15 protein-coding genes are annotated in these 16,804 nt (G+C 74.2%); 8 read left to right on the forward strand and 7 right to left on the reverse strand.

The window, feature by feature from the left end; translation table 11 throughout:
* Positions 1-55: 55 nt before the first annotated feature.
* Positions 56-871 carry an enoyl-CoA hydratase/isomerase family protein gene (locus tag OG455_RS12645; protein WP_266293146.1) on the forward strand — a complete coding sequence of 272 codons (816 nt, stop codon included), beginning with the start codon at positions 56-58 and terminating at the stop codon, positions 869-871.
* 297 nt (positions 872-1,168) lie between these two features.
* Complete coding sequence (locus tag OG455_RS12650) at positions 1,169-1,363, forward strand: DUF1918 domain-containing protein (protein ID WP_266293148.1); 195 nt, start codon at positions 1,169-1,171, stop codon at positions 1,361-1,363.
* A gap of 78 nt (positions 1,364-1,441) precedes the next feature.
* On the opposite strand, the gene OG455_RS12655 is transcribed toward OG455_RS12650, so the two are convergent.
* Positions 1,442-2,659 carry an acyl-CoA dehydrogenase family protein gene (locus OG455_RS12655; protein ID WP_266300749.1) on the reverse strand — a complete coding sequence of 406 codons (1,218 nt, stop codon included), beginning with the start codon at positions 2,657-2,659 and terminating at the stop codon, positions 1,442-1,444.
* Between the two features lie 123 nt (positions 2,660-2,782).
* Between OG455_RS12655 and OG455_RS12660 the strand changes: the two genes are divergently transcribed.
* Together OG455_RS12660 and OG455_RS12665 are read left to right on the forward strand one after the other, a co-directional pair.
* On the forward strand, positions 2,783-3,475 hold the full coding sequence (locus OG455_RS12660; RefSeq protein WP_266293150.1) for a TetR family transcriptional regulator: 693 nt from the start codon (positions 2,783-2,785) through the stop codon (positions 3,473-3,475).
* 78 nt (positions 3,476-3,553) lie between these two features.
* The gene (locus OG455_RS12665; RefSeq protein WP_266293152.1) at positions 3,554-5,002 is read left to right on the forward strand and encodes a glycoside hydrolase family 5 protein; all 1,449 of its coding nucleotides are present in this window, start codon (positions 3,554-3,556) and stop codon (positions 5,000-5,002) included.
* Between the two features lie 53 nt (positions 5,003-5,055).
* On the opposite strand, the gene OG455_RS12670 is transcribed toward OG455_RS12665, so the two are convergent.
* Positions 5,056-6,021: a LuxR C-terminal-related transcriptional regulator gene (locus OG455_RS12670; protein ID WP_266293154.1), complete on the reverse strand. Its 966-nt coding sequence runs from the start codon at positions 6,019-6,021 to the stop codon at positions 5,056-5,058.
* A gap of 288 nt (positions 6,022-6,309) precedes the next feature.
* Here OG455_RS12670 and OG455_RS12675 point away from each other — a divergent pair, with 288 nt between their 5' ends.
* Positions 6,310-7,020, forward strand: coding sequence for a G1 family glutamic endopeptidase (locus OG455_RS12675; RefSeq protein ID WP_266293156.1), 711 nt, complete (start codon positions 6,310-6,312; stop codon positions 7,018-7,020).
* Positions 7,021-7,120: 100 nt separating this feature from the next.
* Here the strand turns inward: OG455_RS12675 and OG455_RS12680 are convergent, their stop codons facing one another.
* From OG455_RS12680 to OG455_RS12690, 3 genes are all read right to left on the reverse strand, one after another.
* Positions 7,121-8,305: an acetyl-CoA carboxylase biotin carboxylase subunit family protein gene (locus tag OG455_RS12680; RefSeq protein ID WP_266293158.1), complete on the reverse strand. Its 1,185-nt coding sequence runs from the start codon at positions 8,303-8,305 to the stop codon at positions 7,121-7,123.
* 204 nt (positions 8,306-8,509) lie between these two features.
* Entirely contained in the window at positions 8,510-9,106 is a 597-nt protein-coding gene (locus tag OG455_RS12685; RefSeq protein ID WP_266293160.1) for a cupin domain-containing protein, read from the reverse strand.
* A 36-nt stretch (positions 9,107-9,142) separates the two neighbouring features.
* The gene (locus tag OG455_RS12690; RefSeq protein ID WP_266293161.1) at positions 9,143-11,185 is read right to left on the reverse strand and encodes a M3 family metallopeptidase; all 2,043 of its coding nucleotides are present in this window, start codon (positions 11,183-11,185) and stop codon (positions 9,143-9,145) included.
* 160 nt (positions 11,186-11,345) lie between these two features.
* On the opposite strand from OG455_RS12690, the gene OG455_RS12695 reads away from it, so the two are divergent.
* Positions 11,346-13,067 carry a bifunctional 3'-5' exonuclease/DNA polymerase gene (locus OG455_RS12695; protein WP_266293162.1) on the forward strand — a complete coding sequence of 574 codons (1,722 nt, stop codon included), beginning with the start codon at positions 11,346-11,348 and terminating at the stop codon, positions 13,065-13,067.
* A 55-nt stretch (positions 13,068-13,122) separates the two neighbouring features.
* Here OG455_RS12695 and dhaM read toward each other — a convergent pair whose 3' ends face one another.
* Positions 13,123-13,515 carry a dihydroxyacetone kinase phosphoryl donor subunit DhaM gene (gene dhaM, locus OG455_RS12700; protein WP_266293163.1) on the reverse strand — a complete coding sequence of 131 codons (393 nt, stop codon included), beginning with the start codon at positions 13,513-13,515 and terminating at the stop codon, positions 13,123-13,125.
* Between the two features lie 128 nt (positions 13,516-13,643).
* Here dhaM and dhaK point away from each other — a divergent pair, with 128 nt between their 5' ends.
* Together dhaK and dhaL are read left to right on the forward strand one after the other, a co-directional pair.
* The gene (gene dhaK, locus OG455_RS12705) at positions 13,644-14,639 is read left to right on the forward strand and encodes a dihydroxyacetone kinase subunit DhaK (RefSeq protein WP_266293165.1); all 996 of its coding nucleotides are present in this window, start codon (positions 13,644-13,646) and stop codon (positions 14,637-14,639) included.
* 78 nt (positions 14,640-14,717) lie between these two features.
* Positions 14,718-15,359, forward strand: a complete 642-nt coding sequence (dhaL, locus tag OG455_RS12710) for a dihydroxyacetone kinase subunit DhaL (protein ID WP_266293167.1) — start codon at positions 14,718-14,720, stop codon at positions 15,357-15,359.
* 69 nt (positions 15,360-15,428) lie between these two features.
* Here the strand turns inward: dhaL and OG455_RS12715 are convergent, their stop codons facing one another.
* Entirely contained in the window at positions 15,429-16,598 is a 1,170-nt protein-coding gene (locus OG455_RS12715) for a PP2C family protein-serine/threonine phosphatase (RefSeq protein WP_266293169.1), read from the reverse strand.
* Positions 16,599-16,804: the final 206 nt, after the last annotated feature.

The following is a 16,804-nucleotide window of genomic DNA, read 5'->3' on the forward strand; positions in this document are numbered from 1 at the left end:
ATTCAACCATGCCCCCTGCCCCGAGCAGCGGGATTCGCCTGCGAGAGTGGGCACCATGACCGACCAGACCCTCACCACCGGCCGCGGCGAACTCCCCTCCCCCGCCCCGGGGCTGCGCGCCTTCCACGACGGGGCCGACGGCCTGGCCGTCCTGCTCCTGGACCGTCCCGAGCGCCGCAACGCCGTGACGCTGGCGATGTGGCGGGCGCTGCCGGAGCTGCTGGCCGGGTTGGCGGCTCGGCCCGGGGTGCGGGCGCTGCTGGTCACCGGCGCCGCGGGCACCTTCAGTGCCGGGGCCGACATCGCCGAACTCGCCGAGGTGTACGGCGACCCGGCCCGGGCGGATGCCTACCACGCGGACAACGTCGCGGCGGAGCAGGCGCTGGCCGCCTTCCCGCACCCGACGCTGGCCGTGGTGCACGGCTCCTGCGTGGGCGGCGGCTGCCAGCTGGCGCTCGCCTGCGACCTGCGCTTCGGCGCCGCCGACGCACGGCTGGGGATCACCCCGGCCAAGCTCGGCGTGGTCTACCCGGCGGTGCCCACGGCGCGGTTGGCCGCGCTGGTCGGGCCGGCCCGGGCCAAGTACCTGCTCTTCTCCGGGGAGTTGGTGGACGCTGCGCGGGCCGAGCGGTTCGGTCTGCTGGACGAGGTGCACCCGGCGCCGCTGCTGGACGCGCGTGCCGTGGAGTTCGCCCGGCTGCTGGCCCGGCGCTCGCCGCAGACCATCGGCGCCGCCAAGGCGGCCCTGGCCGCCCCCGACCCCGCCGCCGCGCGGGCCGCCCTCGCGCCCTGGGAGCGCCGCTCCCGCCAGGCGCCCGACGTCCGCGAGGGGTTGGCGGCGTTCCTGGAGCGGCGTGAGCCGGCTTTCTAGCCCGCTCTCGCCGCGCCTCCCCCCTCAGCCGCCCGCCGACCTCGACCGACCCCGGTCGGCCTCTACCGACCTCGACCGGCCCCAGTCGGCCTCTACCGACCTCGACCGACCCCGGTCGGCCCTGCCTGCCCCGGGTCGGCCCCGAGCCCGGCGCTGGGCCCGACGGAGTAACACAGGGCGTGGCTGCGGTCACTCTCTGGTGGGATGCCCTCAGGGAGCAGTCCTCGACCCGAGGAACAGCTCCCCCGAATCCCCAGGCCCGCAGGCACAGGCCCCCAGAACAAGGAGTCACCGGAGATGCGTGCAGACGTAGGCGACAAGATCCACATCCACAGCCGGTCGGTCGGCATGGACGAGCTCCAGGGCGAGATCATCGAGGTGCGCGGCCAGGACGGCGAGCCCCCGTACATGGTCAGGTTCGCCGACGGTCACGTGGGACTGCTCTACCCCGGGCCGGACAGCATGATCGAGCACCGGTCCGCCCAGGCCTGAGCCTGAGCCCGCCCCCAAGCCCAAGCCTGCCCCTAAGCCCAAGCCCAAGCCCAAGCGGGGGCCCGAGCGTGGACCGGCTCAGCGGATCGGCATCCCGGAGATGGCCCGCGCGATGACCAGCCGCTGGATCTCGCTGGTGCCCTCGAAGATGGTGTAGATCGCGCTGTCGCGGTGCATCCGCTCCACCGGGTACTCCCGGGTGAAGCCGTTGCCGCCGAGCAGCTGCATCGCCTGCCCGGTGACCCACTTGGCGGTCTCGCCCGCGTAGAGCTTGGACATCGACCCCTCGGCCGCGGTGAACGGCTGCTGGTTGGCGGCCATCCAGGAGGCCCGCCAGACCAGCAGCCGCGCCGCGTCGATCCGGGTGCGCATGTCGGCCAGGGTGAAGGCCACGCCCTGGTTGTCGATGATCGGACGGCCGAACTGCACCCGGGTCTTGGCGTAGTCGAGCGCCACCTCGTAGGCGGCCCTGGCGATGCCGATCGCCTGCGCGCCGACCGCCGGACGGGAGGCCTCGAAGGTGGCCATCGCGGCGTTGCGACCCGACTTGCGGACCCCTTCACGGGCGCGGGCCAGCCGCTCGTCGAGCTTCTCCTTTCCGCCCAGCAGGCAGTTCCCGGGGACCCGCACGCCGTCCAGCACCACCTCGGCGGTGTGCGAGGCGCGGATGCCGTGCTTCTTGAACTTCTGCCCCTGGGAGAGACCCCGGGTGCCCGGCGGCACCACGAAGGACGCCTGCCCCCGGGCGCCGAGCTCCGGCTCGACGGTGGCGACGACCACGTGCACGGCCGCTATGCCGCCGTTGGTGGCCCAGGTCTTGGTGCCGTTCAGCACCCACTCGTCCGTGGCCTGGTCGTGGACGGCCCGGGTGCGCAGCGCCGAGACGTCGGAGCCGGCGTCGGGCTCGGAGGAGCAGAAGGCCGCCACCTTGACGTCATCGGGGGTGCCGAACATCTGCGGGGCCCAGGTGCCGATCTGCTCGTCGGTGCCGTTGGCCAGCAGGGCGACGGCGGCCAGCGTGGTGCCGACGATGGCCAGGCCGATGCCCGCGTCGCCCCAGAACAGCTCCTCCATCGCGACCGGGATGCCGACGCCGGAGGGGTCGAAGTACTGCTGGGCGTAGAAGTCCGGCGAGTAGATACCGATCTTGGCGGCCTCCTGGATGATCGGCCAGGGGGTCTCCTCGCGCTCGTCCCACTCGGCGGCGGCCGGGCGGATCACGTCCGCGGCGAAGCCGTGCAGCCAGTCGCGGACGGCGAGCTGGTCCTCGCCGAGCGCCAGCGAGAAGGTGTTCATGCAGTCCTCCAGGATCAAGATCGCGCCGCTCGGGGGTGTTACCAGCGGTAACATCGACGGAGTCTGCTACTGATAGGTAACGGCTGTCAACGCAACCAGGCACAGCGGAACGGAGGGGACCACATGACCGCCCTGGAGGAACCGCGCAGGGAGCAGTTGCTCAACGCCGCCGACCGGGTGGTCACTCGGGAGGGCCCGGGCGCGAGCATGAACGCGATCGCCGCCGAGGCCGGCATCACCAAGCCGATCCTCTACCGGCACTTCGGCGATCGCGGCGGCCTCTTCCAAGCCCTGACGGAGCGTCACACCTCCGGCCTGCTGGCGGCGGTGCGCTCCGCGCTGGCCGAACCGCTGGAGCGCCGCGAGCGGGTGGAGCACGTCCTGGACACCTACCTGGCCGGGATCGAGGCCCGCCCGCAGGTCTACCGGCTGCTCACCCACCCGGAGGCGGGCGACCCCGACGGGGTGGGCAACGCGCTGGCGCCCGCGCTGCGGCAGATCGCCGAGGAGATCACCCGGGCGGTCACCGCCCAGGTCGACCTCGGCCCGGACGCTCCGCTGCTCGCCGAGGCCTGGGGGCGGGGCATCACCGGCATGGTGCTGGCCGCCGGGGACTGGTGGCTGGAGAGCAAGCCCTGCCCGCGGGCCCGGATGGTGCAGGCGCTGGCCGATCTGCTCTGGGGCCGGTTGGCCGCCGCCGCCCCACTGCCCGCCGCGCCGCTGCCGTCCGGCACCGCCCCCACCGCCCCCACCGCCCCGGCACCCCCTGCTGCCACCGTCACCGCTCCCGCGCCCGCGCCCGCCGAAACGCGGTAACGCCGGACCCCTTGCGCGCGGCGGCGGCTTCCGCGACGATCGGCCCTCGCCCCCGACCGCCGCCCGTGCGAGGTGTCCGTGCGCGTCCGACGTACCGCCGCCGCCCTGCTGTTGACCGCTGCCGCGCTGCTCACCGCCGTACCCCCGGCACAGGCCCGACCCGCCCGTCCGGCCGCCGACTTCCCCACCGGTACCACCGTGGCCCCCGACGGCCGCACGCTCTTCACCGACCAGGCGGGCCGGGTGGTCGAGCCCCGCGGCTTCAACGTCGACAAGTACGACGAGACCACCGCGGCCGACCTGCGCGCGATCGCCGCCCGCGGCTTCACGCTGATCCGGGTGGCCGTCTCCTGGGACCGTCTGGAGCCCGCCCACGGCCACTACGACGACGCCGAACTCGCCAAGCTGCAAAGGCTGCTGGACTGGGCCGACCAGGACGGCCTGCTCGCCGTGATCGACTTCCACCAGGACGTCTACGGCCCGGCCTTCGGCGGCGGCGACCGGGGCATCCCGCCCTGGGCCACCCGGGACGACGGGCTGCCCTTCGTCCCCGACCCGGACGACTGGTTCGCCGGCTACTTCCAACCCGCCGTGCAGGCCGCCTTCCGCCACCTCTACGACGACCCGGACCTGCGCCGCTGGCAGGCCGAGTTCTACACCCGCCTGGCGGGTGAACTGCGCGGCCACCGCTCGCTGCTGGGCTACGACCTGTTCAACGAGCCGTTCGGACCGGTGAACGGCGACCCGAGCGACCCGGCGGTGCTGGCGGCCGCCTCGGCGCAGCTCGAACAGGGGCGCCTCGCGGCCATGTACCAGCGGCTGATCGGCGCGATCCGCTCGGTGGACCAGCGCAGTTGGCTCTTCGTCGAGCCGACCGTGCTGGTCGGCGAGGGCGTCCCCACCCAGCTGCCCGGCTTCACCGACCCGCGCCCGGGCGCGCCCCGGCTCGGCTACGCGCCGCACTTCTACGACACCGCCGTGGAGGACGGCGCCGACTGGGACCCGGCCGACGGCTTCATCGAGGCCTACACCGCCGCGATCACCGCCTACCCGCGGGCCCACCGGCTGCCGGTGCTGGTCGGCGAGTGGGGGCCGCCGAACTCGCGCACCCCGGGCAACACCGAGCTGGTGCGCCGTCAGATCCAGGCGATGACGGGCTTCGCGAGTGGCTGGACCATGTGGTACTGGTGCCAGGGCGAGGGCGGCTACTGCGCGCTGGGGACGGACGGGCAGCCCGCCCCCGGCGACGGCCCCGCCTTCGGCCCGTACGCGCTCGCGCTGGCCGGGCACCCGAGCGGCGAGAGCTGGGCTGCCGACTCCTACACGGCGGCCTTCCGGGCGGACGGCGGCTGGACCGAGCTGGCCGCGCCACCGACCGCGCGGATCACCGTGACCGGGACGGACCGGGTCACCATCGACCGCAGCACACCCGGACGGCCACGGGTGCGGGTGCCGCGCGGCGCGGAGGTGAGCCTGACGGTCGCGGTGCCGGCGCAGGCGCAGGCGCGGGCGCAAGTGTCGAACTGAGCGGCCAGGCCCTGGGGCGGGTCGGCTGGAGCAGGTCGGCTGGAGCGGGTCGGCTAGAGCAGGTCGGCGCGGGCCGCCTGGATGCCGGCCTGGAACCGGGTGCGGGCGCCGAAGCGGTCCATCAGCTCACGCACCCAGCGCTGCACGGTGCGGGTCGAGACGCCCATCTGCCGCGCGATGCTCTCGTCCGTCAACCCGGCCGCCAGCAGGGTGAGCAGTTGGTGGTGCCGGTCGCGCGGAGTCTCGGTGGAGTCCGGCGGCGGCATCCGCATCGCCCGCGACCAGTAGAGCTCGAAGAGCCCGGTCAGCGCGTCCAGCAGGGAGGAGGGTCGTACCAGCAGCACGCTCTGCTCCTCGGTGCCCGAGCTGACCGGCAGCAGCGCCCAACGGTCGTCCACCAGAGCCAGTTTGAGCGGGAGTTCGGGCAGCACCCGGGCCTGCTCACCGGCCTCGGTGAAGAGGTGGATCTCGGCCAGCCGGCCAGGGTCGCGCAGCACCAGGCTCTCGTAGACCACCTGCATCCGCACCCCCCTGGCCAGCGAGGCGAGTTCGAGGTCGGGGTCGGAGCGCCGGATGTAGGGCGGTTTGTCGAGTATCCGCAACTGGCCGCGCGCGCCCAGCTGGAGGCTGCGCCACAGGTCGGCGATCGACTGCCGCCCACTGATCACCTCGACCAGCTCGCCCTCGGGGCCCGTGCTGGTGCGCCGGTAGGTGCGCAGCAACTCGGTGATCCGGCCCCGGGTGCGACGCAGCTCCAACTCGCGGCGGAGCAGCAGCTCCTCCAGCGCCACGTCGGGCGCCGCCGTGCGCCAGAGCGCGCCGTCCGCCACCGGACGCTCCACCAGACCGAGTTCGGCCAGCGCGCCGAGCGCGGCCAGGGCCCGCTCGGTGCCGATCCCGACCGCGGCGCCGACCCCGGCGGCGCTCAGCCCGGGACCGGTGAGCAGGTGCAGGTAGAGCAGCTCCTGGTCGGCGGCCAGTCCGAGACCGCCGAACCGCGCCGTCCACTGCTCCGCCACTTGGCCCGCCCCCGGATCCTGCAACCGTCGCCGCGACCGGTCCCACCTGGGGCTCCGGCCTTGTGTGGACCCGACTGTGGTCCACGCCTGACCGGAAATCAAGAGTTCTGACGGCTGACATGTTTCCGCCATGTCGCATTCCTGCCCCGGTCCCGACCTTCCGAACAGTCGCCCGCTGGCCGCACGCTGAGCCGCATCGCCCAGCAGCCCCCGGCCCCACCCCGAGGGCTGCCCGGCGAGTCGACCCCCACGCAGTGCCGACTCGCAAGATTGAGGAGCACCCCCATCATGACCAGTCTCCGCCTCCGCAAGCCCGCTCGGGCCGGCCTCGCCGCGCTGCTCGCCCTCTCCGGTGCCGCCTTCGCCGCCCCCGCCGCCCAGGCCGCCGCCCCGCACGTCTTCGCCCCGCACCACGCCCAGGCCGCTCGCGGCTTCTCCGGCGACAGCAACTGGGGCGGCTACGTCGCCCAGGGCAGCGGCCTCAAGAGCATCTCCGGCTCGTGGACCATGCCGACCGTTCAGTGCAACACCACGAACGACCTGTTCGCCCCGTGGATCGGCATCGACGGCTACGGCTCGCAGACCGTCGAGCAGACCGGCGTCCAGGCGGACTGCTCCAGCGGCCGCGCGGTCTACTCCGCCTGGTACGAGATGTACCCGGCCTCCCCGGTCTACTGGAGCAACCCGGTCAGCGCCGGCGACACCTTCAACGCCAGCGTGGTGAGCACCACCAAGGGCAGCTACACGATCACCCTGACCGACGTGACCAAGGGCTGGACCAAGACCACCAAGCAGACCCTGCGCAGCGCGCAGAACGTCAGCGCCGAGGCGGTCATCGAGTCGCCGACCCAGAGCTACCCGTCCTTCAACCAGCTGAACTTCGCCAATCTCACGGTGAACGGCCAGGTCTTCGACAACTACGACCCGCAGGCCATCGACAGCGGCCAGTACACCGAGACCCAGCTGCAGAACGGCGCCTTCTCCATCATCCCGGGCTGACCCCTCGCCAGTCCCCTTGACCCGGCCGGTGCACCGCGGAACCCGCGGCGCACCGGCCGCACCATGAGGGGAACCTACGGCAGCCGCCCACCTGCCGTGGTCACCGGTCCGCCAACCGCGCCATGAGCCAGGCCTCGGCCTCCAGTAGCCGCTCCTCCACCTGCTCCGGGCCGCTGCCGGACACGATGACGAAGCAGAGGTGGGAGGCGCTGTGCAGCACCGCGCCCGGTTCGAGCCGCTCGTTCACCTCGTAGTGCCGCACCCAGGGGAACGGCGGGCGGCCGGGGGCCTCGACCGGGCGGCCCGGCGGCAGGATGCAGAGCGAGCCGTGCACCTCGGCCGGGACCGCGGCCGACGGCGCCTCGACCGGCAGCCCGCAGGACTGGCGCAGCACCGCGCCGTGCAGGTCCACCCCGTACGTGGCACGGGTGATCAAGGGGATGCGGTCGCCGCCCACCCGCGAGGCGATCTCGCAGAGCACCAGTTGGTCCTGCGGGGTGTGGAACACCTCCAGGTGGTACGCGCTGACCTCGGGGGTGTCGAACGCCGCGAGCGTGCGGTCGAGGAAGTCCTCCAGCCGCCGCGCCAGTTCGCTCTCCGGACGGAGCTGGACCGAGCCGTTGTTGCGCCCCGAGAACACCCCGAGGCAGCTGCGCAGATAGCGCGATGAGGCGACGAACCGGTAGCCGGGACCGAGCACCGCGTCGACGTGGTACATCGGCCCCTCGACGAACTCCTCGACCATGAGGTCCTCGCGCCAGGGGCGGCGGCTGAACGCCAGCAGATCGTCCTCGCCGTCGAGCACCACGATGTCCCGCGAGCCGCCCTGGCTCACCGGCTTGACGACCACCGGGTAGCCCGCCTCGGCGATGAAGCCGGTCAGTTCGACGATGGTGCCGAGCCTGGCGAAGCGGGCCGTGGCGACCGTACGGCCGGCCACCCGCTTCATCACGGCCTTGTCCCGGAAGGACCGGGCGCTGGCCGCGGACTGGCCGGACAGGCCGAAGTCCTCGCGCATCCGGGCAGCCCGCTCCAAGTCGTACTCGTTGTCCGTGATGACGTGGGTGAACGGCCGCTCCCGGTGCAGCCGGCGGATCATCAGTTCCGCGTACGGGACGGCATCGTTGTCCGCGACGTACTCGTAACGGGCCAGCCCCGCAGTGGACTTCAGCTCGTGCTGGCTGAACACCTGCAGCCTGTCGACGACTTCCGGAAACATGGCGGGATAGTCCAGCTTGGGACCGTAGTTGAGCACTGCGATGTTGGTCAGGGCGATGTTGGTCATGGCGATCACCGGCCTCTCGGACGCGCGTCCGCGCGTCCGCGCGTCCGCGCGGACGGGATGGACACACTGTTCGATAAACTGGACTTTAGAGCAGAATATCGCTCACGTCGACAGTGCGGGGCTCCGCGGCCGCGGAACCGGACCAGAACGGCCGACTGCCCCACGGACGGGTCTCCGTGGGGCAGTCGGCCGTTCTGCGAGGGGTCAGTAGAGGCTGGAGAACAGGATCGCGATCAGCTGGGCCGGCTCGTCCGAGTCGTTGCGGAAGCTGTGCGGGTGCCCGGCCGACCACTGGATGCAGTCACCGGACCTCAGGACGTGGTCCACCCCGTTGTACCGGGCCACCAGGGCGCCCCTGGTGACCGCGACGAAGTCGGACCCCTCGTGCTGGAGGTCCTCCGCGAGGCCGCTGTGCGGCGCGAAGTCGCCCGTGACGACCTGGTAGCCGAGCACCGGCGAACGCACCACCCGGTAGACCACGCCCGGCGCCCGGTTCAGCACCTCCCGCTTCTCGCCGGGGAACACCGACGGGGTGGCCGGCCCCCGGGAGAAGCCGAGGAACGAGCCGACATCGTGACCGAACACCCTGGCCAGCCGACCGAGCCGCTCCAGCGCGATGTCCGTCTCGCCCCGCTCCAGCGAGGCCAGGAAGGACACCGACAGCCCGCACTCGGCGGCCACCTGGCGCAGTGACATGCCGTGGTGCGTGCGGAGCCGGTGCAGCACCTCGCCGGGCCGCGGAAATCCGAGCTCCGGATCACGCGGCTCGGGAGCGTCGAGGGACGGAACGGGATCAGCCACCATCACATCCTAGAGAGAGGCCCTGGCACTGAGGAGCTAGCCGCCCAGCCCGCGCCGGGCCAGCAGCGGGGCGAGCTCGGGCTCGCGGCCGACCACCGCGCGGAACGCGTCCAGCGCCGGGACGCTGTTGCCCCGTGCCAGCAGCTCGCGCCGGAACAGCTCCCCGCTCTGGCGGATCGGGCGCCCGTTGCCGCGGAACCACTCCACGGTGTCCGCGTCCAGCACCTCGGACCAGATGTAGGCGTAGTAGCCGGCGCTGTAGTCGCCCACGAAGAGGTGGCTGAAGTAGGCGGTCCGGTAGCGCGGCGGCACCTCGGGCAGGTCGAGGCCCACCCGGCTCAGCACCTCGGCCTCGAAGGCGGCCGCGTCGACGGCCGTCCCCGAGTCGGCGACCGGGTCGACCGGGCGGGTGTGCCAGGCCCAGTCCAGCAGCGCGGCCGCCAGGTACTCCACCGTCTTGAGGCCCTGGCCGAACTGCGCGGCCGCCTCCAGCCGTGCCACCAGCTCGGTCGGCAGCGGCTCCCCGGTCCCGTGGTGCCGGGCGAAGTTGGCCCGCACCTCGGGCCAGCTCGCCCACATCTCGTTGACCTGCGAGGGGAACTCCACGAAGTCGCGCGGCACTTCGGTGCCGGCCAGCAGCGGGTAGCGCACGTCGGAGAAGAGGCCGTGCAGCGCGTGGCCGAACTCGTGGAAGAGGGTGACGACCTCGTCGCTGCTGAGTAGCGCCGGCTGCCCGGGGGCGGGCTTGGTGATGTTCAGGTTGTTGAAGACCACCGGGCGGCGCCCGAAGAGGTGGCTCTGCTTGACGAGTTCGTCCATCCAGGCACCGCCGCGCTTGGACGGCCGGGCGAAGAAGTCCGCCAGGAAGAGGCCCAGCGGGCTGCCGTCCGCCTCGAAGACCTCGAAGACCCGGGTGTCGGGGTGGAAGCCGACCAGGTCCGCGCGCTCGGTGAAGGTCAGCCCGTAGACCAGGCCGGCCGCGTGGAACACGCCGTCCAGCAGCACTCGTTCGAGCTCGAAGTAGGGGCGCAGCTCGGCGCTGTCCAGGTCGTACTCCGCCTTGCGGACCCGCTCGGAGTAGAACGCCAGGTCGTGCGGGCCGAAGTCGGTGACGCCGTCGGCGGCGGCCGCCGCGCGCAGACTGGCCAGCTCCCGCTCGGCGTTGGCGACCGCGGGCGGCACCAGCCGCTCCAGCATCGCGGTGACCGCCTCCACGCTGCCGGCCGTCTCGTCGGCGACCACGTAGGCCGCGTGGCTCGGGTAGCCGAAGAGCGCGGCCCGCTCGGCCCGCAGCGCCGCCATCCGGGCGGCCACCGGGCCGTTGGTGGCCAGTGCCCGGTCCAGCGCGGCGTCCAGCAGCCGGCGGCGCACCGCGCGGTCGGTCAGCCGGGCCAGCGCGGGCTGGTTGGTGAAGTTCAGCAGGCTCAGCACGTACTTGCCCGCGTGCCCGCGCGCCTGGCCGTTCTCGGCGGCGGCGGCGATCTCGGCCTCGGGCAGCCCGGCCAGTTGCTCGGCGCTCTCCAGCACCAGGGCGCCTTCGGCGTTGGCCGTGAACAGGTTCTGCTCGAAGGTGGCGGCGGCGGCGGCCAGCTCGCCGTTCAACTCGCGCAGCCGCTGCTGGTCGGCCTCGGGCAGCTGCGCCCCGGCCCGCACGAAGCGCGTGTGGTGGCGCTCCAGCAGGCGCAGCGACTCGGCGTCCAGCGAGAGCCCGGCCCGCCCGGCGTGCACCGCGTCGATGCGGGCGAAGAGCGCGCGGTCCAGGTGGATCGCGTCGCTGTGCGCCGCCAGCCGCGGCTTGAACTCGGCGTCCAGCGCCTGGACCTGCGGTTCGGTGTAGGAGGAGGCGTGGTTGTCGAACACGGTCAGCACCCGCCGCAGCAGCTCCCCGGTGCGTTCCAGCGCGACCACCGTGTTCTCGAAGCTCGCGGGCCCGGGGTCGCCGGTGATCCGCGCGACCTCGGCCAACTGCTCCGCCATCCCCGCCTCGAGTGCCGGCCGGTAGTGCTCGGCGCGGATCTCGGCGAAGGGGGGCAGCTGATAGGGCAGCGGGCTGGGGATCAGGAAGGGATTGTCCGTCATTCCGCAGACCCTACGCGCCGCTGTCGGCGCCGCGCGCTACGGTCGGGGTCGAACGACATTGATCCCGCCCCGCCCCACCGCCCCACCACCACGACCCACCGCCACGACCCACCGCCACGCCCCGCCACGCCCCACCCCGCCATCCCGACCGGAGACCGCCGTGCCCACCAGGATCGCCCTGGTCCCCGACGCCCACGGGCGCGGCGGCCGCCTGCACCGCCTCACCGAGGCGGGCGAGCCGCTCGGCGCCCCGCTGCGCACCGCCGAGCTGGCCGCCACGGTCGCCGAGCTGGAGGCCGCCGAGCAGCCCCGCTGGGTCTGGGCGAGCGCCGAGTCCGCCTACGTCCCGCTGCTGCCCGTGCTCAGCCGGCTGCCCGGTGGGCGGCGGCTGGGCCGCTGCCACGACCTGCGGCTGGTCGAGGCCCTGCTGCTGGCGCAGGAGGGCCGCTGGGGCGCGCCCCGCTCGCTCGGCGCCGCCTGGGCCCGGCTGCGCTCCCTGCCGGTGCCCGCCGACCTGCCCGAGGCCGGCCCCAGCGAGGCGCAGGACACCCTGTTCGCCCCCGACCGCCTGCAACTGCCGCCCGGCACCGACGCGCTGGCGGCCGTGCTGGCCGTGCACGCCGACCAGCAGGAGCGGTTGCGGGCCATCGAGGACGAGGCGGCCAGGTCCCGCTTCCGGCTGCTGGTGGCCGCCGAGTCCGCCGGTGCGCTGGCCGCCGCCGAGATGGCCGAGGACGGTCTGCCCTGGCGCGCCGAGGTGCACGACGCGCTGCTCACCGAGCTGCTCGGCCCGCGCCCGCACATCCCCGGCACCCAGCCCGCCAAGCTGGCCGAGCTCTCGGTCCGGCTCCAGCAGGCGCTGGGCGGCAGGCCGTTCAACCCCGACTCGCACACCCAGGTGCTGCGCGCCTTCGCCGACCAGGGCGTGCGGCTGAACTCCACCCGGGTCTGGGAGCTGCGCGAGGTGGACCACCCGGCGGCCGAGTTGATGATCCGCTACAAGGAGCTCTCCCGGATCCACACCGCGCACGGCTGGGCCTGGCAGGACGCCTGGGCCCGCGGCGGCCGCTTCCGCCCCGAGTACGTGGTCGGCGGGGTGGTCTCCGGGCGCTGGGCCAGCCGCGGCGGCGGGGCGCTGCAGATCCCGCGGATCCTGCGCCGGGCCGTGGTGGCCGATCCGGGCTGGCGGCTGGTGGTGGCCGACGCCGCCCAGCTGGAGCCCCGGGTGCTGGCCGCGCTCTCCGGCGATGCCGCGATGGCCCGCGGCGCGGCCGGCGGCGACCTCTACCAGGCGCTGGCCCAGACTGCCTTCCAGGGCGACCGGGACAAGGCCAAGCTCGGCCTGCTCGGCGCCATGTACGGGCAGACCAGCGGCGACATCGGCCCGCTGCTGGCCACCCTGCGCCAGCGCTACCCGGTCGCGATGGGTTACGTCGAGGCCGCGGCCCGCACCGGCGAGGAGGGCGGCATCGTCACCTCCCGGCTCGGCCGCCCCTGCCCGCCGCCCTCGGACGCCTGGTTGGACCTCGCCGAGGGCGCCGCCGCGGCCGAGCCCGGCGAGCCGGGCGGCCGCTCCACCCGGGCCCGGGGCCGCTTCACCCGCAACTTCGTGATCCAGGCCAGTGCCGCCGACTGGGCGCTGGCCCTGCTGGCCGCGCTGCGCCGCCGACTGGCCGGGCTCGCCGGGCCGGGCGGGCGCCCGCACCTGGTCTTCTTCCAGCACGACGAGGTCGTGGTGCACACCCCCGCCGAGCTCGCCGAGCAGGTCGGCGCCGCCGTCGCGGCCGCCGCGGAGGAGGCCAGCCGGCTGGTCTTCGGGCAGACCGCGGTGCGGTTCCCGATGAGCACCGCCGTGGTGGAGTGCTACGCGGACGCCAAGTGAGCCCGGAGCGGGCCGAGGCGCCCCGCCGACTCACGGCTCGCGGGCGCCGGCCGGCTCAGAGCTTGCGGGCCTGCCAGGCCTCCTGTGCCGCCCGGACCACCTCGGCCAGCCTCGCCCCGGTGGAGGCGGTCACCACCGCCGCCACCGCGCCCTCCACGAACGGGGCGTCCACCAGCACCAGTTCCTCGCGCGCCAGCTCGTCCAGCACCAGGCGCGCGGTGAGCACCGAGCTGCCGAGGTCGGGCACCACCACCACCCCGGCGCCGCCGTCCACCTGCCGCACCGCCGCCTCGATCAGCTCGGCGCTGGTCCCGAGTTCGCCGTCCTCGGTCCCCGCCGCGACCGCCAGCGCCACGCTGCCGCCGCCCAACTGCTCCGCCAACTCGTGCACACCCGCGCCCAGCAGCGGACTGTGCGACACCAGCACGATTCCCACCGAAGCCCTCATACCGCCCGAGGGTAGGCCGGCGGCCGGCCCACCCGCCACGCCAGGTCGCGGCGAACCGATGGGAAACCTCCTCCGGGTGGCGTAGGTTCGGCAGCGAGCCGGTCCGACCGCCCCCTCGGAGACGCCGCGTGAAGAAGCTGATCAACACCCCCGAATCCGTGCTCGACGACGCCCTGGCCGCAATCGCCGCCGCCCACCCGGAGTTGACGGTGGACCGGGAGAACCGGGTGATCCACCGGGCGGACGCGCCGCGCCCCGGCAAGGTCGCGCTGATCTCCGGCGGCGGCTCCGGCCACGAGCCGCTGCACGGCGGTTTCGTCGGCCCCGGGATGCTCGACGCCGCCTGCCCGGGCGAGGTGTTCACCTCCCCGGTGCCCGACCAGGTGCTCGCCGCGCTGGCCGCCACCGACGGCGGGGCGGGCGCGGTGCTGATCGTCAAGAACTACACCGGTGACGTGCTCAACTTCGCACTCGCCACCGAGCTGGCGCGGGCGGAGGGGATCGAGGTCCACACCGTGCTGGTCAACGACGACGTCGCGGTCGAGGACTCCACCTGGACGGCGGGCCGGCGCGGCACCGGCGCCACCGTGGTGGTCGAGAAGGTGGCGGGCGCGCTGGCCGAGCGCGGGGCCAAGGCCGCCGAGGTGGCCGCCGTCGGCGAGCGCGCGGTCGCCGCCTCCCGCTCCTTCGCGGTCGCGCTGACCGCCGCCACCACGCCCGCCGCCGGCCGCCCCGGCTTCGACCTGCCCGCCGACGAGATCGAGGTGGGCGTCGGGATCCACGGGGAGCCGGGCCGGCGCCGCGAACCGCTGCGCCCCGCCCGCGAACTGGTCGCCGAGGTGCTGGACACCATCCTGGCCGACCACACCCTGACCGCGGGCGACGAGGTGATCGCCCTGGTCAACGGCCTGGGCGCGACCCCGCTGCTGGAGCTGTACATCGTGCACGGCGAGCTCGCCGCCCGGCTCGCCGAGCGCGGCATCACCCTCGCCCGCAGCCTGGTCGGCAACTACGTGACCAGCCTGGACATGGCCGGCTTCTCGCTCACCCTGACCAAGGCCGACCCCGAGCTGCTCGACCTGTGGGACGCCCCGGCCGCCACCCCGGCCCTGCGCCGCCCCTGACCGCCAGCCGGCCGCCACCCCTGACCACCCGCTGCCACCGCCACCCCTGACCACCCGCCACCCCCGAGGAACCCCGCCATGCGCACCGACCTGGACCAGGACCTCGCGCTCGCCTGGCTGCGCGCCGCGGCCGCCGCCGTCGAGCGGCAGCACGAACAGCTCACCGCGCTGGACGCCGCGATCGGCGACGGCGACCACGGCAGCAACCTGCGGCGCGGCTTCGCCGCCGTCACCGCCGCGCTGGACGCGCTGGAGCCCGGCGCCACGCCCGGCACCGTCTTCAGCACGGCCGGCCGCACGCTGATCTCCAAGGTCGGCGGCGCCTCCGGCCCGCTCTACGGCAGCGCGCTGCGCACCGCCGGGGCCGCGCTGCCCGACCCGGGCGCCGACCTGACCGCACTCGCCCAGGCGATGCGGGCCGGGCTCGGCACGGTGCGGAAGCTGGGCGGCGCCGTGGTGGGCGACAAGACGATGGTCGACGCCTTCGAGCCGGCCGTGGCCGCACTGGAGCGCGCCGCCTTCGACGGCTTCACGCTGCGCGAGGCCGGCGCGCTGGCCGCCGAGGCCGCCGAGGCCGGGGCGCGCGCCACCATCCCGCTGCAGGCCCGCAAGGGCCGCGCCTCCTACCTCGGCCCGCGCAGCGTCGGCCACCAGGACCCCGGGGCGACCTCGACCGCGCTGCTCTTCCGGGCCCTGGCCGACGCCGCGTCCGGCCGCTGACCACCCACGGGGGCGGCCGGCTGACCCCGCCGGCCGGCACGGCACCCCGCCGACGCGCCGGCCGGGTGGTCAGTCCACCCGGCTGACCAGCAGCAGCAACGCGTCGTCGTCGAGGTCGCCGCCGGTGTGGTCGAGCAGGTCCGCGTAGAGCCGCCCGACCGCCGCCTCCAGCTCGGCCACCGAGCCGCCGGCTCCCGCCACCAGCGCGCCCGCCCGGTGCTCCAGCGGATAGAACTCGCCGCCGCCGGACCGCCGGGCCTCGACCACGCCGTCGGTGCAGAACACCAGCACGTCACCGGAACCGAACGGCTGCTCCCAGCTCTGCGGCCGGCCCGGCGCGAGCCGCCCCAGCCCCAGCGGCACCCAGGGGTCGGGTGCCTCCAGCACCGCCACGGTGCCGTCCGGGGCCACCCGCAGCGGCGGCACGTGCCCGTACTGCAGCAGCTCGACCACGCCGCCCAGGCGCGCCTCGGCGAACAGCGCGGTGGTGAACTCCCCGTCGGGCACGTGCCGTTCCACGCTGGCCTCGACCCGGGCGGCCACCCGGCACAGATCCGCCTCGTCATAGGCGGCCTCACGGAAGGCGCCCAGCACGACGGCCGCCGTCTGGACCGCGTCCAGCCCCTTTCCGCGCACGTCGCCGACCACCACCCGGGTGCCGTGCGGAGTGTCGAGCACGGAGTAGAGGTCGCCGCCGATCCGCGCCTCGTCGGCGGCCGAGGCGTAGCGCACCGCCAACCGCAGCGGCCCGACCTCGGGCCCGGGGCGGCGCAGCAGCGCCCGCTGGGCGGCCTCGGCCACCGAACTGACGGCGGCGAAGGCGGCGGCCCGGCGCATCCGGATCTCCGCGACGTAGGCGCTGAACAGGGTGAGCGCCGCATAGGTGATCATCGAACCGAAGAGGAAGCGCTGGTCGTGCGCCTCGGTGACGTTGTCGTACTGGTTCAGTCCGATCAGCACCGCCAGGCCCACCGTGCAGACCGAGAGCACCCCGAGGGCGGAGAGCGTCAGGGCGGCGATCGAGGGCACCACCGTCATCAGCGGCGCCAGGTAGCGCTCCTTGCCGGTGGAGAGGTCGGCGACGCAGACGGCGACGATCCCCAGCAGGGCCGGAGCGGCCCGCCGCTGCCAGGACAGGTCCCGCAGGTCGACGGCGGCCAGCGCACGCCGCCGCCGCGCCCGGGGCAGGCCCTGGACGGCCGGGACCAAGGGCTGACTGGCGCGGCGGAAGCTGAACACCTGCCGAACATTACGGATATTCGGCCCGGATGCCCGCGTACACGCCCGCCGCCGTTCCGGGCGGCCGGGAGCGGCGCAGGCCGACGTACGGTGCCGCTGCGACTACTGTCAGTCGTCGGACCGTGACGACCATCCCACCGGGTCGACGGCCCACCCTCCCTGGGAATACCCCTAGGGGGTATCGTGTTCTCGACACTACGACGGCG

The organism is Kitasatospora sp. NBC_01287 (genome assembly GCF_026340565.1).
In the GTDB taxonomy this organism is placed as follows: Bacteria; Actinomycetota; Actinomycetes; order Streptomycetales; family Streptomycetaceae; genus Kitasatospora.

Coding starts and splice junctions, on each gene's coding strand:
- OG455_RS12650 (WP_266293148.1), top strand. CDS start 1,169: ATGCGTGCAGACGTAGGCGACAAGATCCACATCCACAGCCGGTCGGTC.
- OG455_RS12690 (WP_266293161.1), bottom strand. CDS start 11,185: ATGACGGACAATCCCTTCCTGATCCCCAGCCCGCTGCCCTATCAGCTG.
- OG455_RS12660 (WP_266293150.1), top strand. CDS start 2,783: ATGACCGCCCTGGAGGAACCGCGCAGGGAGCAGTTGCTCAACGCCGCC.
- dhaM (WP_266293163.1), bottom strand. CDS start 13,515: ATGAGGGCTTCGGTGGGAATCGTGCTGGTGTCGCACAGTCCGCTGCTG.
- OG455_RS12645 (WP_266293146.1), top strand. CDS start 56: ATGACCGACCAGACCCTCACCACCGGCCGCGGCGAACTCCCCTCCCCC.
- OG455_RS12680 (WP_266293158.1), bottom strand. CDS start 8,305: ATGACCAACATCGCCCTGACCAACATCGCAGTGCTCAACTACGGTCCC.
- OG455_RS12675 (WP_266293156.1), top strand. CDS start 6,310: ATGACCAGTCTCCGCCTCCGCAAGCCCGCTCGGGCCGGCCTCGCCGCG.
- OG455_RS12655 (WP_266300749.1), bottom strand. CDS start 2,659: ATGAACACCTTCTCGCTGGCGCTCGGCGAGGACCAGCTCGCCGTCCGC.
- dhaL (WP_266293167.1), top strand. CDS start 14,718: ATGCGCACCGACCTGGACCAGGACCTCGCGCTCGCCTGGCTGCGCGCC.